General features: G+C 69.3%; 17 protein-coding genes. 14 read left to right on the top strand and 3 right to left on the bottom strand.

The window, feature by feature from the left end:
• The first annotated feature begins 104 nt into the window (after positions 1–104).
• The 11 genes from NR798_RS19805 to NR798_RS19855 all read left to right on the top strand — a co-directional run bounded on the left by NR798_RS19805 (position 105) and on the right by NR798_RS19855 (position 12,915).
• The gene (locus tag NR798_RS19805) at positions 105–1,235 is read left to right on the top strand and encodes an exonuclease SbcCD subunit D (RefSeq protein ID WP_375773049.1); all 1,131 of its coding nucleotides are present in this window, start codon (positions 105–107) and stop codon (positions 1,233–1,235) included.
• Entirely contained in the window at positions 1,232–3,970 is a 2,739-nt protein-coding gene (locus tag NR798_RS19810) for an AAA family ATPase (RefSeq protein WP_375773050.1), read from the top strand. The genes NR798_RS19805 and NR798_RS19810 overlap by 4 nt, the downstream gene beginning before the upstream one ends.
• Before the next feature lie 303 nt (positions 3,971–4,273).
• Positions 4,274–5,515, top strand: a complete 1,242-nt coding sequence (gene coaBC / locus NR798_RS19815; RefSeq protein WP_375773051.1) for a bifunctional phosphopantothenoylcysteine decarboxylase/phosphopantothenate--cysteine ligase CoaBC — start codon at positions 4,274–4,276, stop codon at positions 5,513–5,515.
• A 156-nt stretch (positions 5,516–5,671) separates the two neighbouring features.
• Positions 5,672–6,616, top strand: coding sequence for a uracil-DNA glycosylase family protein (locus NR798_RS19820; RefSeq protein WP_375773052.1), 945 nt, complete (start codon positions 5,672–5,674; stop codon positions 6,614–6,616).
• A 27-nt stretch (positions 6,617–6,643) separates the two neighbouring features.
• Positions 6,644–7,651, top strand: a complete 1,008-nt coding sequence (locus NR798_RS19825) for an alpha/beta hydrolase (RefSeq protein WP_375773053.1) — start codon at positions 6,644–6,646, stop codon at positions 7,649–7,651.
• Positions 7,652–7,816: 165 nt separating this feature from the next.
• The gene (locus tag NR798_RS19830; protein ID WP_375773054.1) at positions 7,817–8,848 is read left to right on the top strand and encodes an L-erythro-3,5-diaminohexanoate dehydrogenase; all 1,032 of its coding nucleotides are present in this window, start codon (positions 7,817–7,819) and stop codon (positions 8,846–8,848) included.
• Positions 8,849–8,860: 12 nt separating this feature from the next.
• Entirely contained in the window at positions 8,861–10,411 is a 1,551-nt protein-coding gene (locus NR798_RS19835; protein ID WP_375773055.1) for a lysine 5,6-aminomutase subunit alpha, read from the top strand.
• Positions 10,408–10,899: a hypothetical protein gene (locus NR798_RS19840; protein ID WP_375773056.1), complete on the top strand. Its 492-nt coding sequence runs from the start codon at positions 10,408–10,410 to the stop codon at positions 10,897–10,899. Before NR798_RS19835 ends, NR798_RS19840 begins: the two co-directional genes overlap by 4 nt.
• Positions 10,900–10,904: 5 nt before the next feature.
• Positions 10,905–11,693, top strand: coding sequence for an OAM dimerization domain-containing protein (locus NR798_RS19845; protein ID WP_375773057.1), 789 nt, complete (start codon positions 10,905–10,907; stop codon positions 11,691–11,693).
• Between the two features lie 29 nt (positions 11,694–11,722).
• Positions 11,723–12,085, top strand: a complete 363-nt coding sequence (locus tag NR798_RS19850) for a hotdog fold domain-containing protein (protein ID WP_375773793.1) — start codon at positions 11,723–11,725, stop codon at positions 12,083–12,085.
• Positions 12,082–12,915: a 3-keto-5-aminohexanoate cleavage protein gene (locus NR798_RS19855; protein ID WP_375773058.1), complete on the top strand. Its 834-nt coding sequence runs from the start codon at positions 12,082–12,084 to the stop codon at positions 12,913–12,915. Before NR798_RS19850 ends, NR798_RS19855 begins: the two co-directional genes overlap by 4 nt.
• 104 nt (positions 12,916–13,019) lie before the next feature.
• Here NR798_RS19855 and NR798_RS19860 read toward each other — a convergent pair whose 3' ends face one another.
• Complete coding sequence (locus tag NR798_RS19860; RefSeq protein ID WP_375773059.1) at positions 13,020–13,757, bottom strand: 2OG-Fe dioxygenase family protein; 738 nt, start codon at positions 13,755–13,757, stop codon at positions 13,020–13,022.
• Positions 13,758–13,891: 134 nt separating this feature from the next.
• On the opposite strand from NR798_RS19860, the gene NR798_RS19865 reads away from it, so the two are divergent.
• From NR798_RS19865 to NR798_RS19875, 3 genes are all read left to right on the top strand, one after another.
• A complete protein-coding gene (locus NR798_RS19865) occupies positions 13,892–14,491 on the top strand; it encodes a TetR/AcrR family transcriptional regulator (RefSeq protein ID WP_375773060.1) in 600 nt (199 codons plus the stop codon).
• A gap of 87 nt (positions 14,492–14,578) precedes the next feature.
• Positions 14,579–18,217 (top strand): kelch repeat-containing protein, encoded by a 3,639-nt coding sequence (locus tag NR798_RS19870; protein WP_375773061.1) that lies wholly within the window; start codon positions 14,579–14,581, stop codon positions 18,215–18,217.
• A 44-nt stretch (positions 18,218–18,261) separates the two neighbouring features.
• Complete coding sequence (locus tag NR798_RS19875) at positions 18,262–19,038, top strand: SDR family NAD(P)-dependent oxidoreductase (protein WP_375773062.1); 777 nt, start codon at positions 18,262–18,264, stop codon at positions 19,036–19,038.
• A gap of 8 nt (positions 19,039–19,046) precedes the next feature.
• On the opposite strand, the gene NR798_RS19880 is transcribed toward NR798_RS19875, so the two are convergent.
• Together NR798_RS19880 and NR798_RS19885 are read right to left on the bottom strand one after the other, a co-directional pair.
• Complete coding sequence (locus NR798_RS19880; RefSeq protein WP_375773063.1) at positions 19,047–20,312, bottom strand: TCR/Tet family MFS transporter; 1,266 nt, start codon at positions 20,310–20,312, stop codon at positions 19,047–19,049.
• A 50-nt stretch (positions 20,313–20,362) separates the two neighbouring features.
• Positions 20,363–22,474, bottom strand: a complete 2,112-nt coding sequence (locus tag NR798_RS19885; protein ID WP_375773064.1) for a hypothetical protein — start codon at positions 22,472–22,474, stop codon at positions 20,363–20,365.
• Between the last annotated feature and the right edge of the window lie 208 nt (positions 22,475–22,682).

Genomic DNA, 22,682 nt, shown 5'->3' on the forward strand with positions numbered 1-22,682 from the left:
CCAGGGGGTCGAGGCTACTTGTATGGTCGCCAGGAAGGTGCTCCTCCATGGCGGGTGGGCATCACGGTCACCACGCTCTGGGCTTGTGTGTTCTTGAGGGGTAGATGGTCAGGATTCTTCATTCGGCGGACTGGCAGATAGGGCTTCGGGCGCAACATGTGGCGCGCGTGGCCTCGGACGTCCGCAAGGCACGGTTGGAGGCGGCGCGCAACGTCATCCGCGCAGCCAACAGCCAGAGTGTGGACGCGGTGGTCCTCGCGGGTGACATTTTCGAAGACAACTTCGTCGAGGACAGGCTCGTTCATGAGGTCCTGACGGTGCTCGCGGACTCCCGCGCCCCGGTCTACGTCCTCCCCGGCAACCACGATGCGTTGACGCCTGACGCCATCTACCGCCGCCCCTCCTGGAAGCAGCGGCCCGCCCACGTCATCATGCTGGACGGGGACTCGGCCGTGCCCGTTCCCCGGACGAGCGCGGTGCTGCTCCCCGCCCCGCTGCGCCAGAAGAAGGGCATGAAGGACCCCACCTCCGAGTGGGCCGCGCGGGCCGACCCGGCCGACATCTGCATCGGCGTGGCGCATGGCTCGCTGCGCATCGAGGGCAGGTACTCCGCGGACGACTTCCCCATCGCCCTGAACGTCGTGGCCCGGAGCGGCCTGGACTACCTCGCCCTCGGCCACTGGCACGGGCAGTACCTCCACGACGCGCGGACCGCCTACTCGGGCGCTCACGAGACGACGAAGTTCGGTGAGGACGGCTCCGGCCAGGCGTTGCTGGTGGAGATTGCCTCTCGCGGCGCCAAGCCCCGGCTGACCCCTGTCCAGACCGGCTCGTTGGCGTGGCGCGCCCTGGAACTGGACCTGAGTCAGGGGACCGGGCCGGAGGTGGAGCGCGTCCGGGCTCTCGTGGCGGGGCTGCCCCATCCGGAGAGGACCCTCCTGCGGCTGCGCACCACCGGCACCTCGGCGGACGACGCCACCTCGCTGCTCAGCGGGCTGGAGGACGCGCTCGGGGGCCGGGGCTTCCTGCATGTCAGCATCGAGCGCAATGACATCCCCCGGGCCGAGGCGGAGGGGCGCCTCGCCGATATCGCCGGTTCGAGCAGCCTCCTCTCCTCGTTGCTGGGAGAGCTGGGGGGGGCCGCGGCCCCCGCGTCGCAGGCCCCAGGGGAGGCCGCTGTCCGGCTGGCGGCGCGGCAGTTGCTCACGGAACTGGTGATGGAGGTGTGGAAATGATTCTGCGCAGGCTTCGCGTTCAGCACTTTCGCTGCTTCCGCAACCCGGTGGATCTCTCCGGGCTGGGCACGGGTGTCCACGTCATCCACGCGCCCAACGAGACGGGCAAGTCGAGCCTCATCCTCGCCGTCGCGCGGGCGCTGTTCGACCGCTACTCGACGAAGGACCGGGAGATTCAGCAGCTCCGCCCCTGGCAGACGACCCTCTCCCCGCGCATTACCCTGGAGTTCGAGACGGCCGGGAAGCGTTACCGCCTGGAGAAGGTCTTTCTGGACGATGCCTCCAGCATGCTGGAGGAGTGGACGGGCACCCGCTTCGAGCGGCTCGCCGACTCGCAACAGGCGGATGAGCTCGTTCGTGGCTTCCTCTCGTCCAGTGTGCCGGGAAGCGGCGCGACGAAGGTGGGCCACTGGGGGCTGGCCCGCCTGCTCTGGCTGAACCAGTTCGCCGAGCGGCAGGAGGTGCCGCAGTTGGACACTCCGCTCAAGGCGCGGCTCTTGGAGACCGTGGGAGTCGCCGCCCTGAGTGACGAAGAGCAGGCGCTGCTGAAGTCGGTCGAGGCGGCCTACGGCCAATTCTACACGCCGAAGAAGGGCAAACTCGTCGCCGGTGGCGACCTGCTCCAGGTGGAGGAGCGCGTCCGGGCCCTGGAAGACGAAGTCGCGCGGCTGAATCAGCGGAAGGTGGAGACGGCCCGGCTCGCCGACGACATCTCGGACAACCAACACTCCTTGACCGACCTGATGGAGGAGCAGAAGGACTACGAGCGACAGCTCACCGGTCTCCACGAGCGCATCGAAGAAGAGACACAGTTGGAGCGGCAGGTCGCGCTCCGGGAGAAGGACGTCGAGAGTCAGCGCCAGCATCGGCAGAATCTCGACCAGAAGCAGCGCGAGCTCCTCGCGCGCGAGCAGAAGGTGAAGCAACACGAGGCCCTCGCGGCCCAGAAGGAATCCGCCATCCAGGCCGCGCAGGAGGTGTGCGGTCGCGCGGAGGAGGGGCTCCGGGACGCCACGGAGCGGCTCAAGGCCAAGCAAGGCGAGCTGGAGAAGGCGGAGCTACGGCTGGAGCGGGGGCGGCTGCTGGAGGACGCCCGGGCGCTGCTGGAGGAGCAGCGCAGGCTGGAGGGGCTCGTCAAGCAGGGCACGCGGTTGGCGAATGCCGAGGAGAACAGCCGGCGCAAGACGGCCGCGCTGAAGGTGCTGTCCGAGTCCGACGTCAAGCGCATGGAGGACATGCAGCGCAAGCTGGAGCAGGCCCGGGCCCGGCTGGAGGTCCAGGGTATCGAGGTCGTTTTCAAGGCTGAGAGCACGCAGAACATCGAGTGGGAGGCCGAGGGACACACCAGCCGGCACAAGGTCTCCAAGGACGATCAGAAGGTCTTCACGGGCGTGAGTGCCGCGGAACTCCGCATCAAGGGCGTGGGCCTGTTGAGCGTACGCACCGGGGCCGAGGAGGTCGGCAAGCTCCAGGCCGAGGTCGAGAAGCACCGCAAGGAGCTGGCGCGCCGCCTTCACGAGCAGGGCGTCGAGGATCTCGCCGGGCTGCGCAAGGCCTGGGAGTCCCAGCAGGCGCTGCTCCACGAGCAGCAGAAGTACGAGGAGGCGCTCAGCACCTTCCTGGAGACGGCGGACGTCGAGAGCGTCGAGGCGCTTCAGGAGAAGTTGCGGGAGGTGCAGGGAGAGGTCGGCGGCAGGGTTGCCCAGCTCGACCTCTCCGTGGAGGGGCTGGCCACGTACCGGTTCTCCGACGTGGCTTCGCTCGCTGATGAGGTGAAGGTCTGCAAGCGCGAGGTGAAGGCCCGTGAAAAGGCACGAGAGGAGTCCGAGACCGCGTACCGGAAGGTGGAGCGGCAGCTGCAGGTCCTCACCCAGGAGCGGAAGGACGCACTCGGGACGGCGCACACCTTGCGTTTGGAGGTGCAGTCCCAGCTCGGCGTGATGGGGATGCGGCTTGAGCAGCTCGGCGCGGAGGTCGAGAAGGCGGGTACGGAGCTGGCGCGTCTGGAGAACATGCTCCAGGGCCTGCGTGCCCAGCTTCCCCGCCCCGAGGAGCGCGCGGCGACCCGGCGCCAGCAACTCCAGGAGGCCCAGGCGCGTGTCGCGGACAGGGTGAAGAAGACCCGGGAGGATATCATCCGCGCGGAGACGCTCATCGGGCAGGCGGCGGCGGAGGGTCTGTACTCCCAGCTCTGCGACGCGGAAGAGAAGCTGGCGTTGACGAAGGAACGCGCCCAGCAGCTCCAGACGCGGGCACGGGCCGCCGAGCGTCTGCGCAGCCTGGCGCTGGCCTGGCAGGAGCAGGTGAGCCGGACGTTCGTCGGCCCCATCGAGAAGGAGATCCACTCTCGCCTGGAGCATATCCGCGGAGGAGGCCGTCCCGAGCACCTCGTTCTGAACTCCGAGTTCAGCGAAGCCCAGATGCAGACCTCCGCCGGCCTGCGGCCACTGGATAGCTTCTCCTGGGGAACGCAGGAGCAGACCCTGGTCGCACTGCGGCTCGCACTTGGAAGTCTGTTGTCCACACGGGGCCCCCGGCCTGAGCCGCAGCTCGTTGTCCTCGATGACGCGCTGGTCAACACGGACGCGGCACGGCATCGGCGCGCGCTGGAGCTGATCGAGAGCGCGGGGGACACGCTTCAGGTCCTCATCCTCACCGCCTTCCCGGAGCGCTATCGCACACTCCGAGGCCTGAAGGAGTTCGACCTGAAGGCGCTCTCCCATGAATCCGCGTAGGCCACCTGCGCGGTGGTCAGCAGGGGAGCACGCTGTCACCCTGCGGCGAGCACGTCTCGGTGCAACCGTCCGCTTGCTGGGTTGAGTTGGTCCCGAGGCTGCGCTCGTCTCTGACACGCGTCTAAGGGACTTCAGGAAGGAGCTCCGGGGCTTCTTTCGCTGGGCACGACGCGTTGACTGATTTACCCGAAGTCTCTTGGATGCGTTCGCCCTGGCCTCTGGAAGAGGGCGGGGGTGAGGGTCTTCCCGCCTGTCCGTGCACGGTGGTTGCGAGCCCGGCCCGGCCCGCGTAATGAACCCGGTATGGTGGCTTTGGCTCTGCAGGGGCGCCGGGTGATCGTCGGAGTGGGCGGCGGCATCGCGGCGTACAAGGCGTGCGAGCTGGTGCGCGAGCTGGGGCGTGCCGGGGCGCAGGTGCGGGTGGCGATGACGGAGGCGGCGAAGCAGTTCGTCACGCCGCTCACGTTCCAGGCGCTCAGCGGGCATCCGGTGCTGACGGACTACTTCGATCCGGCGCAGGAGGGGAACTTCGGGCACCTGGACCTGGCGCGCTGGGCGGAGCTGTACGTGGTGGCGCCGGTGACGGCGGACCTGCTGGCGCGCATCCGGGCGGGGATGGGGAACGACGCGGTGACGACGTCGCTGCTGGCGTTCCGGGGGCCGGTGCTGCTGGCGCCGGCGATGAACGTGGCGATGTGGGACAACGAGCGGACGCAGGAGAACGTGGCGGCGCTGCGTGCGGAGCCGCGCTTCCAGTTCGTGGGGCCGGGGGCGGGGCTGCTCGCCTGCGGAGACGTGGGGGCAGGGCGGCTGGCGGAGGTGGGAGACATCGTGGCGGCGGCGGCGCGCCTCTTCGCACCGGGACCGCTGGCGGGCCGGCACGTGCTCATCACGGCGGGGCCCACGCGCGAGTACCTGGATCCGGTGCGCTTCATCTCGAACCCCTCGACGGGGAAGATGGGGTTGGCGCTGGCGGAGGCGGCGAGGGGGCTGGGCGCGAAAGTGACGGTGGTGCTGGGCCCGGTGGGGGCGGTGGAGCGGGGCGGCTACGAGGTGGTGGACGTAGTGAGCGCGGAGGACATGGCGCGCGAGGTGTTGGCGAGGGTGGAGGAGGTGGACTGCTTCATCGCGTCGGCGGCGGTGAGTGACTGGAAGCCGGAGACGCGAGCGGCGCAGAAGGTGAAGAAGTCGGAGGGCCCGGAGACGCTGACGCTGGTGCGCACGCCGGACGTGCTGGCCGAGGCGTCGAAGCGGGTGTCGGGGCGGGAGAAGCGGCCGGTGCTGGTGGGCTTCGCGGCGGAGACGCAGCGGGTGGTGGAGTACGCGCGGGAGAAACTGGAGCGGAAGGGGCTGGACGCGATCGTGGCGAACGACGTGACGGCGCCGGGGGCGGGCTTCGGGGTGGACACGAACCAGGTGACGGTGCTGACGCGGGACGGGAAGCAGCGGGACCTGTCCGGGACGAAGCGGGAGGTCGCCCGGTCCATCCTGGACCTCGTCAAGGATCTCCTCCCCACTCCTCCCTCTGGGAGAGGGTCGGGGTGAGGGTATTGGGGACCCCAACCAGTCCCCCGGGGATCCCAATCGGCCCCCAGCGGATTTCCACCATGGCGTCGTACTCGACCCTGGGGTAAGCGTGCGGGCACCCTACCCGGCAGGCGGTTGAACCGGGGCGCCCGGACCCATAAACCCAGAGTCACCGTGAGCGAAGCCCCCGAGACCTCGCAGGAGTTGAGCGAAGTGCTGGAGGATCTGCGCCGCCACCTCCTCTGGCAGGAGGAGGACGGTGGCCGACTCCTTCAGATAGACGCACGCCAGGCCGCCGAGCTGCGCGGAGCGGGCATGGCGCGTCTGCGTGCCCAGACGGCCAAGGCCGCTGCCCCCTCCGCGGCCGCGCAGCCCGCGCCAGCCGCCCAGCCGGCACCGGCACCCGCCGCGCGCCCGATGCCCCCGCGAGCCCCGGCCGTGGAGCCCGAGCGTCCGCTATCCGCCCGCGAGCCCCCCATGGCGAGGGCGCTCGAGGCCCCTGCCCAGGCGCGCCCGTCCGCGGGCCCGCTGCCTGGAGTGGTGGAAGGCGAGCGGCCGACGCTGGATGAGATCCGCCGGGAGCTGGGCGACTGCCAACGCTGCAAGCTGTGCAGCGGGCGCAAGAACATCGTCTTCGGCTCGGGCAACCCGCGCGCCGAACTGGTCTTCGTGGGCGAGGGCCCCGGGGCGGACGAGGACGCGCAGGGCGTGCCCTTCGTGGGAGCGGCGGGCCAGCTGCTGACGAAGATGATCGAGGCGATGGGCTATCGCCGCGACGACGTCTACATCTGCAACGTGGTGAAGTGCCGCCCGCCGGGCAACCGCAACCCGGAGCCGGACGAGGTGACGGCGTGCGAGCCGTTCCTGCGCGCGCAGCTCCGGGCGGTGCAGCCCAAGGTGATTGTGGCGCTGGGGAAGTTCGCGGCGCAGACGCTGCTGCGCGACATGACGCCCATCACGAAGATGCGGGGCAACTGGCGCGAGTACGAGGGCATCAAGCTGATGCCCACCTTCCACCCGGCCTATCTGCTGCGCCAACCGGCGGAGAAGAAGAAGGCGTGGGAGGACCTGCAACAGGTGATGAAGTTCTTCGGCAAGCAACCCGGGCAGCGCGGCTGACCGGGAGGTCCCTGGAGGGGGAACGCGATGAAGGGAGTCCTCGAGACGCAGGAGATGCACTCGCCGGCGCTGGAGTCCAACCCGCTGGGAGATCCGGCGCGGCGCCAGCTGTTGGTGTACCTGCCCCCTGGCTACGCGGAAGGCACCCGGCGCTACCCGGCGGTGTACTTCCTCAACGCGTTCTCCAACAGCGGCAAGTCGTGGACGAACTTCTCCGCGTTCTCGGTGAGCGTGCCCGAGCGGCTGGACGCGCTGGTGGCGTCGGGGGCGATTCCTCCCGTCATCGGCGTGTTCCCGGACGGGTGGACGTCGCTGGGCGGCAGCCAGTGGGTGAACAGCGACGCCATCGGCCGCTACCGGGACTTCCTGGCCAAGGACGTGGTGGGGTGCGTGGACCGCACGTACCGCACGCTGCCCAAGGCGGCGGGGCGCGCGGTGGTGGGGCACAGCTCGGGCGGGTACGGCGCGCTGGTGATGGGGCGCTACCACCCGGAGATCTTCTCTCACCTGAGCGCGCAGTCGCCGGACGCCTACTTCGAGTACTGCTACCTGCCGGATCTCCCCAAGGCGGCCTCGGCGCTGCTCAAGGCGGGTGGGGTGGAGGCGTGGTACCAGGACTTCACCCGGCGCGCCCGCGAGACCAAGGCGCGCGGCGATGACTTCACCGTCATCAACGTGCTGGCCATGGCGGCGGCCTACGCGCCGAAGAAGGGCGAGCCGCTCAACCTGGAGCTGCCCTTCGACGCGCAGACGGGCCGCATGCGGCTGGACGTGTGGAACCGCTGGCTGGTGCACGACCCGGTGCGCTTCGTGCCCAAGTTCCTGGACGCGTTCCGCAAGCTGAAGACCGTCTTCATCGACTGCGGCTCGCGCGACGAGTTCAACCTGCGCTGGGGTGCCCGGATGATGGCCGAGGACCTCCGCAACGGCGGCGTCGAGGCCCTCCACGAGGAGTTCGAGGACGGGCACACCGGCGTGAACTACCGCTTCGAGCGCTCGCTGTCGGTGATCGGCCCGCGGCTCGCCATCGAGTAGGCGTCGGGGCGCGTCTTCTCATTCCCTGAAAACGCGCGGGCGATGACGCGGGGCGTTGTCGCGGCCCGTGCTTGTTGCCTCTGGCGCTCCAACGTTCGCCCGGGTACACGCTAGGCGTGTATTCGAGCGGGTGGGAGTCGTGCCCACCCGCGGCCTGGAGACGCCATGAGCATCGACCGTTACGGATTGTCCCGCGTCGTGGGGGAGAAGGGCGTGTTGCCCCAACGGGCGCGCAAGCTCGAGCCCTCGCTGCCCTGCCGGGAGGCCGAGCTCCTCATCGACGTGGAGAGCCTCAACATCGACGCGGCCTCCTTCAAGCAGATCAAGGACGAGGTGGGCGCGGACCCGGCGCGCATCGCCACCCGCGTGCAGGAGATCGTCCGCGAGCGCGGCAAGATGCAGAACCCGGTGACGGGCTCGGGCGGCATGCTGATCGGCCGGGTGAAGGAGATCGGCCCCAAGCACCCGGCGCGCGGCGTGCTCCAGCCGGGCGACCGCATCGCCACGCTGGTGAGCCTCAGCCTGACGCCGCTCGTCATCGAGGAGGTGAAGGCCGTGCACCCGTCCATCGACCGGGTGGACATCCGCGGCCATGCGATCCTCTTCGCCACGGGCCTCTACGCGAAGCTGCCCACGGACATGCCGGACATGCTGGCGCTGGCGGCGCTGGACGTGGCGGGGGCGCCGGCCCTGGTGGCCCGGTGGCTGCGCCCGGGCATGACGGTGGCGGTGCTGGGCTCGGGCAAGAGCGGCGCGCTGTGCCTGGCGCAGGCGCGGCGCAGCCTGAAGGGCCAGGGCCGGCTGCTGGCGCTCGACATCTCCCAGCAAGCGCTCGACACCCTGCAAGGCATCGGGCTGTGCGACGTGGGCCTGAAGGTGGATGCCACCCAGGCCGTGGACACCATGGAGGCGGTGTCCCGGGCCACCGAGGGCGCGCTGTGTGATCTGGTGATCAACTGCGCCTCGGTGGGGAATACGGAGATGGCCTCCATCCTCAGCGCGAAGGACGGCGGCACCGTCATCCTCTTCTCCATGGCCACGAGCTTCACCGCGGCGGCGCTGGGCGCCGAGGGCGTGGGCAAGGACGTGACCATGGTGGTGGGCAGCGGCTACGTGCCGGGGCACGCGGACTTCACGCTCGAACTGCTGCGCGCCGAGCCGGCCCTGCGCCGCCTCTTCGAAACGCGTTACGTATAGTAAGGTGCAACCATGCCAGGTCCGTTCATCGATGACGCGCAGATCGCTCGTGCGCGAAAGCTGGCGGAAGACATCACCGAGCCCATCTTCGAGCTCATCCGCCGCAACACCACTGTCTCTGTCGAGCGCACCGTGCTGCGTTTCTTCGGCATCTCCGACGCGGGAGCCGGAGGCGTGCCGCTCGCCAACCTGATGGTCGACCGGCTCAAGGCGGCCGGAGTCCTCAACAAGGGCGCGGCGTACTGGTACGGCCGGGCTCTGCAGATGGGCGCGCGCAGCCCCATGGAGGCCGTGGAGCGGCTGACCGCGCTCCCAGCGGAGAAGCTGGGGCCCCTCTCCCCGGAGATGGAGCAGAACCTCCGCGACGAGGTGCGCGCCGAGGCCCGCGCCGCCATGGACGACTTCAAGTCCCGCATCGCCCAGCGTGACGCGCTGCGCAAGGAGCTGGGCAGTGGCGCGGCGCCGCACAAGTACGTGATCGTCGCCACGGGCAACATCTACGACGACGTGGATCAGGCCCGGGCAGCGGCGCAGGCGGGCGCGGACATCATCGCCGTCATCCGCTCCACGGCGCAGTCCCTGCTGGACTACGTGCCCCACGGCGCCACCACCGAGGGCTACGGCGGCACGTACGCCACCCAGGAGAACTTCCGCATCATGCGCGAGGCCCTGGATGACGAGGGCCGCAAGCTCAAGCGCTACATCCAGCTCACCAACTACTCGTCGGGCCTGTGCATGGCGGAGATCGCCTTCGCCGCGGCCTACGAGCGGCTGGACATGCTGCTCAACGACGCGATGTACGGAATCCTGTTCCGCGACATCAACATGCGGCGCACCTTCATCGACCAGTACTTCAGCCGCCGCATCTGCGCCCAGGCCGGCATCATCATCAACACCGGCGAGGACAACTACATCACCACGGCGGACGCCTACGACGCGGCGCACACCGTCATCGCCAGCCAGTTCATCAACGAGACCTTCGCCAAGCGCGCGGGCCTCAAGGACTGGCAGCTGGGTCTGGGGCACTCGTACGAGATCGACCCCTACCGCGCGGACACGCTGCTCCTGGAGCTGTCGCAGGCGATGCTCGTGCGCCGGTGCTTCCCCAACGCGCCGCTGAAGTACATGCCGCCCACCAAGCACAAGGAGACGGACATCTTCTTCAGCCACGCGTACGACGTGATGGCGGATCTGGTGGCCATCTGGACGCGGCAGGGCATCCAGTTGCTGGGGATGATGACGGAGGCCATGCACACGCCGCTCCTGGCGGACCGGTACGTGGCGCTCAAGGCGGCCAGCTACATCCACCGGGCGGCGGCGGGCATCGACGAGGAGTTCACCGTTCGCGAGGACGGGAAGATCGCCAACCGCGCGCGCGAGGTGTTCGGCAAGGCGATGGAGTTGCTGGAGGAGTGCCAGAAGGACGGCATGGTGGCGGCCATCGGCCGGGGCCACTTCGGCGACGTGAAGCGCACGGAGACGGGCGGCAAGGGGCTGGACGGCGTGCTGGAGAAGGCGCCGGACTACTTCAACCCGTTCCAGGATCTGCTGGAGGCGCCATGATGCTCGGCTCATTGCTGGTGATGGTGCTCGCGGCCGGGGAGCCGGCGGCGGAGCTGACGAAGTACGAGGTGAAGACGCTCGCGTTGCAGGTGCCCTCCGAGTGGCAGCAGTCCGAGGCGGACGGCACCCAGCGCTTCGATGACCCCACCGGGGATGCGTACCTGCTGGTGGACGTGGGCGCGGTGCAGTCGGCGGGGATGAAGCCGCAGAAGTGCCTGGAGAAGATCCTCACCGCCATGGGGAGCGAGCAGGGCTGGAAGCCGCTCAAGCTGGGCAAGGCTCCGGCGGCACGCCGCGTGGACTCGGACACCACGCCGGATGGCGCGGAGTCGGTGCAGACGGTGACGTACGTGGGCTGTGACGGGAAGACCACCTGGTCGCTCGTCTTCCACATGGATGCGAAGAAGAAGGACCGCTTCGAGACGCTCGCGGAGAAGGTGGCCGGCAGCGTCGCGTACGCGAAGCCCTCGTCCAGGAAGGGGAAGTAGCCGCCATGGCGACGAAGCCGACGAAGCAGATCATCCGCCCCTATGGCGACCGGCGCGATGACGGTGTGGTGCAGCTGTCGTTCACGCTGCCGGTGCCGTTGTCGGAGAAGGCGAAGGAAGCCGCGGCGGTGTTCGCGAGGAAGATGGGGTTCAGCGACGTGAAGGTGGCCGCCGCCGAGCGCGCCGCCGACATGTACACCTTCTTCGTCGTGTATGCGCGCACCCAGCACTCGCTGGACTACGCGGAGATCGACGTCCCCGAAGTGGTGGTGAAGAAGATGGGGTTCGATGATCTCAACGCGCTCATCAAGGAGAAGGTGGGCCGGCGGATCGTCGTGTTCGGCGCGTGCACGGGTACGGACACGCACACGGTGGGCATCGACGCCATCCTCAACATGAAGGGGTACGCGGGCGACTACGGCCTGGAGCGCTACCCCTGGTTCGAGGCCTTCAACCTGGGCAGCCAGGTGCCCAACGAGGAGCTCATCAAACGGGCCATGGCGCGCAATGCGGACGCCATCCTCGTGTCGCAGGTGGTGACGCAGCGGGACGTGCACAAAGACAACTCGCGCCAGTTCATCGAGGCCGCGAAGGCCGCGGGCATCCACGGCAAGACGCTGCTCTTGCTGGGCGGGCCGCGCGTGGACTTGAAGCTGGCGCTGGAGCTGGGCTTCGACGTGGGCTTCGGCCCCGGGACGAAGCCCTCGGACGTGGCGAACTACATCGTGCACCAGGTCCTCCAGAAGGAAGGCAAGGAGGACAAGAACGTGCACTGGGAGGGCGAGCCCAAGTGAGCAACGTGAAGGCGGTCATCCGGCTGCGCATGAGCAGCCACGACGCCCACTACGGTGGGAACCTGGTGGACGGGGCGCGGATGCTGGGGCTGTTCGGCGACGTGGCCACCGAGCTGTGCATCCGCATGGACGGGGACGAGGGCCTGTTCCGCGCCTACGACTCAGTGGAGTTCCTCGCGCCGGTGTACGCCGGGGACTTCATCGAGGCGGAGGGGGAGATCATCCAGTCGGGCAACACGTCGCGGAAGATGCGCTTCGAGGCGCGCAAGGTGATCCGCCCGAGGCCGGACGTGAACGACTCGGCGGCGGACGTGTTGGCGGAGCCGGTGGTGGTGTGCCGGGCGAGCGGAACCTGCGTGGTGCCGAAGGACAAACAGCGAGGCCAGCGATGAGCAACCCCATGGTCATTACCGCGGCGATGGTGGGGGCGGAGACGACGCGCGAGCAGACGCCGTACCTGCCCATCTCGGCGGAGGAGATCGCCGAGGACGCGGCGAAGTGCCGGGAGGCGGGCGCGGCGATGGTGCACCTGCACGTGCGCACGCCGGACGGCAAGCCATCGCAGGACACGGAGCTGTTCCGGGCGGCGATCCGGGCCATCCGCAAGCGGACGGACATCCTCATCCAGGTGTCCACGGGTGGAGCGGTGGGGATGAACGTGGACGAGCGGTGCGGCGGGCTTCGGCTGACGGGCGAGGACCGGCCGGACATGGCCACGCTGACGACGGGGACGGTGAACTTCGGGGACGAGGTGTTCTGGAATCCGCGTCCACTGGTGCGGGACATCGCGAGGCGCATCAAGGCGCTGGGCCTGCGGCCGGAGTTCGAGTGCTTCGACGTGGGGATGGTGGACGAGGCGCGGGCGCTGGCGAAGGAGGGGGTGGCGGAGCTGCCGGGCCACTTCGACTTCGTGATGGGAGTACCGGGGGCGCTGACGGCGCGGGAGGACGCGCTGGACTTCATGATCAAGTCGCTGCCGGAGGGGAGCACGTGGACGGTGGCGGGGGTGGGGCGGCACCAGTTGCCGTTCGTGGATCTGGCGGCGGAGCGGGGCGGTAACGCGCGAGTGGGGCTCGAGGACAACATCTACGTGTCCAAGGGCGTGCTGGCGAAGGGCAACTGGGAGCTGGTGGCCGAGGCGGCGAAGCGGGCGAAGGCGAAGGGCCGGACGCTGGCGACGCCGCAGGAAGCCCGCAAGCTCCTGCGCCTCGACGCCGCGTAACCCACCTGACTGTCAGTCAAACCCCGCCAACAACCCCTCTCCCTTCGGGAGAGGGACGGGGTGAGGGTATCAGTCCCCCGGGTTGAACCCGTTCAACCCCAGCGTCACGGCGCCGCGGGACCCTGGAACCCCTTCGAGCGGAAGGTGAGCACGAGCGTGTCCCGGTGCCCCTGGTCGCCCAAGGGCTGGATGGGGGTGCTCTCGTGAATCACGCGCTCGTCGTCGAGCAGCAGCGCGGACCAGGGCTCGGTAAGGGTGAAGCGGATGCCGTGCGGCCCAGCGGCGTCGAACACGCGCGTCTCGCCACCTTTGATGCCCTCGCGGCCGACGAGCAGCACGGCGACGAAGTCCACGCCGTCACGGTGAGCCCCCTCGGGCGTGGGCCTGCCGATGCCGTCCGTGGTGTCGATGCGGAACTGGTGGGCCTCGACGAACCACGGCTGGGGCCCCTTGATCGCGGAGCAGCACGCGGCGAGCCCACGCAACAACTGCGGCCAGACCGGCTGCTCGACCACGGCGGGCGTGATGGGCTCGAACCAGCGCTCCAGTCCGCCGTGGAGCGCGTTGTACTCGACGGGCTGCCAGTGGGCGCGGTGTGGCACGGGGCTGACGGTGGAGCCCTCGACGACGAAGCACGAGTGGCGGCGCGAGCGATAGCGGCCGCCGTCGCGCAGGTAGGCGTCGGGGAGCAGGCCCTCCCAGGAGGGCCGCAGGGCATCGAGCGCGGCGGCCGGAGTGCCCACCAGCTCGCAGAGGCCCGAGCGGCTGAGGACGGCGTAGCCGCGGTCGCGCAGGGCGGAGGTGACCTCGGAAGGCGGAGTGACGGGCGGCGAGAAGCTCATGGGCGGAGGGGAGATGAACCACGGCCGGGCCTGCTTGGAAAGGGCCTTGGAAGCAGGCGGCCTTGCGCCGGGAGCCTTGACCCATGAGGGGCACAACATTATCCCCATCATGAAACCCGGAGCGAGGGCGAGGCATGAGCCAGAAAGCGGAGCAGAAGCAGAAATCGCATGAGGCCATCCTCGCGTCGGCCGCCGCGCTGCTGCGCGAGCGGGGGATTCGAGGCAGCTCCGTGATGGACGTGATGAAGGGAGCGGGGCTCACGGTGGGGGGCTTCTACGGGCACTTCGAGTCCAAGGAGCAGCTCTTCACCGAGAGCATCCGGAGCACGGCGCGGGCGATGTGGAGCGGGATGCTCCAGCGGGCGATGAGCGACACGGCGCGCACGCCGGTGATGAGCGTGCTCGAGCGCTACCTGTCGCGGAAACACCGGGACAACCCGGACGTCGGTTGCCCCCTGCCGAGCATCGCCTCCGAGGTCGCGAGGGAAGGGGAGCCCTATCGTGGGGCGCTGGAGGGCGAGCTCAACGGGTTCATCCAGGATTTGAGCGGCCTGCTGGGCCAGGGGGAGAAGGCGCGGGAGAAGGCGCTCGCGATGCTGGCCCTCATGTACGGCGCGCTGTCGTTGTCGCGAGCCGTTCGCGGTACGCGCCTCAGCGACGAGCTCCTCGAAGCGGCCAGGAAGTTCGGCGCGCAAGCCCTGGAGGGAAGCTCCGCTCCGCCCGAGAGCCGGTAACGGCGGGAGCTTCCCTGCTGGGGTATGTATTAAGTACGCTTAGGCGGGAAATTTCTGCTAATAGTTCTGCCCATGTCAACGGAAGACATGAGCAGGGTCAGTCCATCTCCCAGCGCGCAACGGGCGCTCGCCGTGGTCCTTGGGCTCATCTGCCTCTCCAGCCTCGGCTGTGGCGATTCCACCTCCGTGCTCCTGGACGAGGCCGCGGCGCGCCTGACCGCGACGTCTTCCACGTCCGATGGGGCGTGGACTCCAGCGGGACGCATGGGCAGTACCCGGCTGCTGCACACCGCCACGAGGTTGGCGGATGGCCGCGTCCTCGTCACGGGGGGCTACAACCGTTCCGCGGAGCTCTACGACCCCGCCACCGGGACCTGGAGCCGCACGGCGGATGCGCTCGACACCCACCGCGCGGCCACGGCCACGCTGCTGCCCGGCGGCCGCGTGCTCATCGCGGGTGCTGGCGGCAGCGGTCTCTCCGCGGAGCTGTATGACGCCGCGAGCGGTACCTGGAGGCCCGCCGGCAACCTGGCAACACCGCGCTTCCACCCTACGGCCACGTTGCTGCCGGACGGCCGCGTCCTGGTGACGGGGGGCGCGGACGGCGAGTACGGAGGCTCCGCGCTGTCCTCGACCGAGGTGTATGACCCGGCCACCGGCACCTGGACTCCAGCGGCCTCCATGGCCGAGGCGCGTCGCAACCACACCGCCACCGCGCTGAGCAATGGACGGATCCTGGTGACGGGCGGAAGCAACACCTACGGTCAGCTCCAGGGCTCGGCCGAGGTGTATGACCCGGCCACGGGCCGCTGGAGCCCGGTGGGGCCCATGGCCGTGGCGCGCGCCTCGCACTCGGCCACCCTGCTCCCGGACGGCACGGTGCTCGTCGTGGGCGGTGGGGATTCCGACCGGGCGGCCAGCACCTCCGCGGAGCTCTTCCATCCGGCCACGGGCACCTGGACGATGGCTGCTCCTCTGGCCGTGCCGCGCCGTTCCCACTCCGCGACCCTGCTGCCTTCGGGCCGGGTGCTCGTGACGGGTGGCTTCCATGAGTACACGGGCATTCTCACTTCGGCGGAGGTGTACGAGCCCACCCTCGGCACCTGGCTCCCCGCGGGGTCCATGGCCACGGGCCGTTACCTGCATACCGCCACGCTCCTGACGGACGGCCGGGTCCTCGCCGCTGGGGGTGCCAGCGGTGGCGATCAGGCCTCCGCCGAGGTGTACGGCGCCTCGGGTCCGTCGGAACCCGAGGAGCCCATGCCGTCCGAGCCGGCGGGCACCAGCCTGCTGCTTCAGGTCGTCGACACCTCGGGCCAGCCCATCCCAGGGGCCGCCGTGTCGTTCCAGGGCGCTGTCTTCCCTGTCGACACCTCGGGCCACCGGCTCTTCGAGAACCTCCCGTCCGGGCGCCTGCGGATCCGCGTGGATGCGCTCGGCTTCACGTCCGCCACGACGGTGGTGGAGGTGGGGGTGGGAGCGCACGTGGGCGCCCAGGTGAAGCTGCTGCCTTTGGGCAATCCCATCCCCTTCCAGGCGGAGACGGGCGGCCTCATCCAGACGGAGCAGGTGCGCGTCTCCCTTCCGCCCGGGGCCGTCGTCGATGCCTTGGGCCAGCCCGTCACCGGTACCGTGAACGTCACCGTCGCTCCGTTGGATCCCACCCGGCAGCTGGCGGCCATGCCGGGCCCGCTGGAGGGCCTCGCCGCCGCGAATGGGGCGTCCGTACGGTTGGAGAGCTTCTTCATGGCGGAGGTGAGCCTGTGGAGCAAGGGGGCTCCCGTGCAGCTCGCCCCGGGCCGGACGGCCACCCTGGAGTTCCTCCTTCCGGAGGCGCTGGCCAGCCGGTTCAAGGCGGGGGACACCGTGCCCGCCTGGTGGTTCGACCTGGACGCGGGCCACTGGCGTGAGGAGGGCACGGGCACCGTCCAGGCCTCGTCTTCCCATCCTGGAAGACTGGCCTGGGTGGCCCAGGTGAAGCACTTCACCTGGTGGAACGCGGATGCGCCCTGGACGGACAAGAGCTGTGTGGACGTGCTCGTCGTGGACGGGCTCGGCGCACCCGTGCGAGGCGCGGCGGTGAATGCCGCGGGGGTCAGCTATCCAGGCGCCAGCGGGCCCGCCTACACCAGCGCGAGCGGCCATGTCTGCATCGAGGTGAAGCGGGGCCAGACGGCCGACCTCTTCGCTGGATTGCCGGGCCAGCCCACCACGGAGCGGGTGCGCGTGACGGGGACATCGACGGCGGCTGCCTGTGGCGGCGGTTCCTGCACCGCGGTCCAGCTCGTCCTGCCAGATGTCCTCTGCTCGCCGGGTGCCTTCATCCCCTGTGCGTACTCGGGGCCCGAGGGAACCGAGGGACGGGGCTCGTGCCAGGCCAGCCGCCGGCGCTGCAACGTCACGGGGACGGAGTGGAGCGTCTGCCAGGGGCAGGTGCTGCCCGCGGCCGAGAGCTGCCAGACCCCCTTCGATGATGACTGCGATGGCGTGGTGAACGAGCTCTGCTTCTGTTCCGACAAACAGGGCCAGCCCTGCTACGGCGGCCCCAGCGGAACGCAGGGCGTGGGGAGCTGCCATGGGGGCGTCGTGGAGTGCGATGAGTTCGGCACCATCATCTGCCGGGGGCAACAGCTCCCCATGGCGGAGGCCTGCTGGACGGCGGCGGATGAGGACTGCAATGGCGTGAGCGAAGCCTGCGAGACCGGGCCCTCGGGGTGGGCCTCGACGGGTTTCATGGTCGCGCCTCGCAGGTACCACACCGCGACACTTCTGCCCGGCGGCAAGGTGCTCGTCGCGGGAGGGGGATACAACAGCTCCGCCGTCTCGACGGCGGAGCTGTATGACCCGGCGACGGGCACCTGGAGCGGGACAGGCTCCATGGCTACGCCCCGCGGGGCCTACAGAGCGGCGCCACTGCCCGATGGCAAGGTGCTCGTCTCGGGAGGGAACGGGACGAGGGGGCTCATCACGACGGCGGAGGTGTATGACCCGACGACGGGAACCTGGAGCGCGACCGGCTCCATGACCTCGGCTCGCAATGACCATACCGCGACGCCGTTGCCCGGCGGCAAGGTGCTCGTCGCGGGAGGGTACGGTCACAGCGGCCCTCTCGTGATGGCGGAGCTGTACGACCCGGCCACGGGCACCTGGAGCGCGACGGGCTCCCTCAACTCTTCCCGCTATGTGCACACGGCGGCCCTGCTGCCCAACGGCAAGGTGCTCGTGGCAGGGGGGTACACCAGCGATGTCAGCGCCCCATCCGGGATTCAAGCGAAGGCGGAGGTGTACGACCCGGCCACGGGCACCTGGAGCGCGACGGGCTCCCTGGCTCTGGCTCGCTACGGCCACTCGATGACGCTGCTGCCCAACGGCAAGGTGCTCGTCGTGGGAGGCTACGGTCCCAGCGGCCTTTCCAGGACGGCGGAGCTGTACGACCCGGCCTCGGGAACCTGGAGCGCGACCGGCTCCCCGGCCTCACCTCGCGAGTTCCATACGGCGACGCTGTTGCCCAACGGCAAGGTCCTCGTCACGGGAGGGTACAACGGCGGTCCTCTCGCGACGGCGGAGGTGTATGACCCGGTGACGGGCACCTGGAGCGCCGCCGGTTCCCTGCCCGTGCCTTGCTGGATTCACACGGCGACGCTGCTGCCCAACGGCAAGGTGCTCGTCGCGGGAGGATTCGACGGCAGTGGCGACCTCTCACTGGCCTCGCTCTACACGCCGTAGCGCACCTGGACGTCCCCCCCTCCCTCTCTGCTAGAGGGCGCCCCATGGATACGGATCTTCGAGGCAAGGGCGTTCTCGTCACGGGCGGAGCGGGCGGCATCGGGAGCGCGGTGGTGCGGGCCTTCGCGGAAGAGGGGGCGAAGGTGGCGGTGCACTACCACCGGAGCGAGGACAAGGCCCAGGCGTTGGCGAAGGAGCTGGGCGGCGCGGCGGTGAGGGCGGACCTGACGAACGAGTCCGACGTGGACGCGATGGTGCCCGCGGCGGTGAAGGAGCTGGGCCGGTTGGACGTGCTGGTGGCGAACGCGGGCGTGTGGCCGCCGCCGGACGAGGGCGTGTGGCAGATGTCGCTGGAGCGGTGGCGCCGGACGCTGGCGGAGAACCTGGACAGCGTCTTCCTGAGCTGCCGCGCGTTCCTGCGCCACGTGGAGAAGACGGGGACGGGCAACATCATCATCATCGCCTCGACGGCGGGGTTGTTCGGTGAGGCGGGGCACTCGGACTACGCGGCGGCGAAGGGCGCGCTGGCGAGCGGCTTCCTCAAGAGCCTGAAGAACGAGATCACCCGCATCGCGCCGATGGGCCGGGTGAACACGGTGTGCCCGGGGTGGACGGCGGTGGAGCGCCACAAGGACAAGCTGGAGAACCCGGCGTTCATCAACCGGGTGACGCGCACCATGCCGCTGCGCAAGGTGGGCCGTCCCGAGGACGTGGCGCGCGTGGTGGTGACGCTGGCCTCCGACCGCATCTCCGGCCACGTGACGGGTGAGGTCATCACCGTGGCCGGCGGCATGGAAGGCCGCGTCCTGCACGAGACCTGAGCCAGGGCTCAGGCCATGGGGCTGGGCGCCGGAGCGGGAGCGGCCTCCGGGCGCGGGCTCGTGGCCCACACGGTCAGGCCGATCGCGAACACCAGGAGCAGCGCGGCGAGCAGGAAGGGGGCGCCGGGCAGGTTCCAGCCCAGGTGCGGACCGATGAAGTACGCGAACGTCTGGGTGAAGATGCCGGGGCCGATCATCCCCGCGATGCCCATGATGCTCGAGAGCGCGCCCTGGAACTGGCCCTGCTCCGAGGAGCTGATGCGGCTGGACATCAACCCCTGGGCCGCGGGGCCGGTGAGTCCCCACAGCGCCATCACCGGCACGCCGAGCCAGAACACGAGCCCGGTCGGCGCCAGGCCGTAGATGGTGAACCCCACCGCGCCGAAGAACAGCCCCAGCATCAAGGCGCGCCGTTCCCCGAGCTTCTTCACGGTGGGCCGGACCAGTCCGCCCTGAACGAGCCCGGAGCACAGTCCCACTCCGCCCATGGTGAGCCCGACGGTGCGCTCGTCCCAGCCGAAGCGGTAGCTCGCGTACAGCACGAACACGCTGGGCAGCGCGACGTGGGCGAGCTGATAGAGGAAGTGGACGCTCGACAGCCGGAGCACCTCGGCGTTCGAGCGCAGCAGTCTCAGCGCGCCCATCGGGTTGGCGCGCCGCCACTCGAAGGCCTTGCGCCGCTCGGGAGGCAGGGACTCCGGCAGGACGAACAGACCGTACATCGCGTTGGCCAGGCTCAGGCCCGCAGACACCCAGAAGGGCAGGCGCGGATCCACGCCGCCCAGCACGCCGCCGAGCGCCGGCCCCAGCACGAAGCCGACGCCGAACGCGGCGCCGATCAGTCCGAAGCTGGCGGCGCGCTTCTCCGGCGGCGTCACGTCCGCGATGTAGGCGCTCGCCGTGCTGATGCTGGCCGAGGTGATGCCGGAGATGACCCGGCCCACGAAGAGCCAGCCCAGCGTCGGCGCCAGCGCCATGAGGATGTAGTCCAGCCCCAGCCCGAAGTTGGACAGGAGGATCACCGGCCGCCGGCCGTAGCGGTCCGAGACGGCGCCGAGCACCGGCGAGAAGAAGAACTGCATCAGCGCCCAGGCCGTGGAGAACAGGCCGAAGACCCCCGCGGCGCGCGCGGTATCCCCGTCCAGCATGGAGACGACGATCTTCGGCAGCACGGGGATGATCATCCCCATGGCCAGGATGTCGAGCAGGACGGTGACGAAGATGAAGGCCAGCGTGGCGCGGCGCGGGCCCGCTAGGACGTTCGGTTCACTCATGGCGGCCGACGTCCTAGCACTTTCCCGGCAGAAGGGTGATCCCCCCCTCGTCAGTACGTCTCGGTGGAGCACCGGATGTACGAGTTCTTGGGCGCGCAGGTGGCGGTCTTGACCGCGGCCCAGTTGCCCTGGGGCCAGACGGTCTTGCCCCAATCGGCGATCGTGTTGATCAGCGTGGCGTTCACCCCGTAGTACTTGAACTGCGGCAGCAGGAAGTAGATGCGGTTGCCCAGGGTGCCGTCATAGGCGCCGTTGAGGACCTCGGTCGTGGTGGCGCCGCCCCCGTTCCTCCAGTCGTCGACGGTGTACTGGCGCGTCTTGTCCCACCAGGTGGACAGGAAGACCTCCAGGATGGCCTTGCGCTCCGCGGCGGTGATGTCGGACCAGCCCGCGACGAGATCGGGCACGACGAAGCGGCTCAGGTCGGCCGAGCTCCTCGGGCTCCAGCCCGCTCCGAACGGGGCATTGGGCTTGAGCGAGTTGTCCGCGGTCTGCATGCCCTTGGCCAGGTAGAGCGTGAGCAACCCCTGCACGGGCGTGGTGCCGGCGGGCGTCCGGCTCAGCTCCTTGATGAAGCCATGCACATAGCCCCAGTCGAGCGGCCGCTGGGCGTTGCGGTCCGCGCCATCCGCATGGTTGCCGTTGAAGAGCACCAGCGAGAGGTGGTACCAGGCCATCGAGAAATACGTGAAGTGGAACGGGTTGTTGTCATTGATGCCCGTGTTGGTCCTCGGCAGCTTGAGCAGGTGGGGCGAGGTGTCGAAGGTGCTGTTGCCCATCCAGGCCCGGACGTCTCGCGAGGAGGGGTGCAGCAGGCGGGCCTTGTCCTCCAGGCCGAACTCCTGCATGACCTCCCACGTCTTCACCACGTGCCAGAGCGCGGTGGAGTAGACCTTGCGCGAGTACTCGGGATCCGTGGTGGTGCTGTTGTACCGGGGCGAGAGGAACTCGTAGAGGCGCAGGTTCCACTGGCTGATGGGGTGGTACATCACACTGCGATAGTTGGTGTAGCCGCCGGCCTTCACCTTCGCGGCCAGCTCGCGCATGGTGGCGAAGGGCGTCGAGGTGCCCTCGCCATTGTAGGCCTCACTGAGTCTGTCATTGACGAAGGCATCGCCCCAGGCGTCCTTGGGGTGGATGCTCGGCAGCCAGTGATTCCAGTCGGGGAGCTGGAAGAAGATGGGCACCTCGCGGGCGCTGAGGTTCTTCGCCGTGGAGATGGCCTCCTTGGTGATGCCCGCCGGGAAGAGGTACTGCAGCATGGTGCGGTTGTTCTCCAGCACCGCGTCCACCCCGGCTCCGGCCGCCCACTGGTCGACGGGCTTGGAGTCGAGCCCCGGCCCTGGCTGGTAGGGCGGGTTCCACGGCCGCCCCGGGTTGGACACGGGCAGGCTCCGGATGTACGAGGCCACCCGCTGCGCCTCCAGGTCACTCATTCCATGGAACTTCGCGCGCTCCATGATGGAGGCGTTCGAGTAATTGAAATACTTCAGATCCCTCCCGTCCTGGGCATGGCAGTCCGCGCACCGGGCCCGGATGGCCGTGGTGTTCTTGTAGGAGCGCCACAGCTGCTTCGTGCGCCAGAGCTTCTCGCCCTCGGCGATGGAGGTGGCATCGCCGAGCGGCGCCTTCCAGTTGGCGGGATTGTCCTGCACGAAGAGGGAGTCCGGCACGACGCGGCTGCCATCGGCCCGGAGGAGGTTGAACTTCAGCACCCGGTAGCCGATGGAGCGGCCGTCCGAGGTGTTGAACCGGAAGGAGAGCTGGTTCGAGCCGGCCACGAGCGCCCCGGTGGGAACGGGCAGGAGCAGCTTCAGGGTGGAGAAGGCCCCGCCAATGCCTCCGTAGTTCTTCCCCAGCCCCTCCACCGTCACCGTGGTGTTGTTGAGGGGCAGCCAGGCGCCCGAGTTGAAGCGGACGCTGCCCTTGGTCGCGTAGCTCAGGTTGTGGACCTGCATCCACAGCCGCAGCGGCTGCTGTGCGTCCGTGGCCGTCACGTCGACCGTCACCGTCTTCGTCACGCCCTCGGCCCCGAGGACCTCCAGCGGCAGGGTGATGGGCGAGGCGAGCCCCTGCGCCGCCACCTGGACGGTCTCACCGGGGCCGCTGCCGGACGGAAGCTCCGTCTGCTCCTGCCCCTCGGGGCCGCAACCCGTGAGCAACAGCGTGACTCCCACGAGGCAGGAGAGGAGATGGATTCGATAGTGTTTGATCTTTGACATTGTTTGAGGCGCAATAATCCACCTCGTGCAATGGCTGACAAGCAGCAGGCGGGGGAGCGAGTGCCCTTCCGCCAAACCATACAGCGAGCCATGTATGTCTTCTGAGGTGGGGAGGGGGCCCACTTCGAGGGATGAGATCTCGCGGAGG

It is taken from the genome of Archangium gephyra (assembly GCF_042230915.1).
GTDB classification, from domain to species: Bacteria; Myxococcota; Myxococcia; order Myxococcales; family Myxococcaceae; genus Archangium; species Archangium gephyra_B.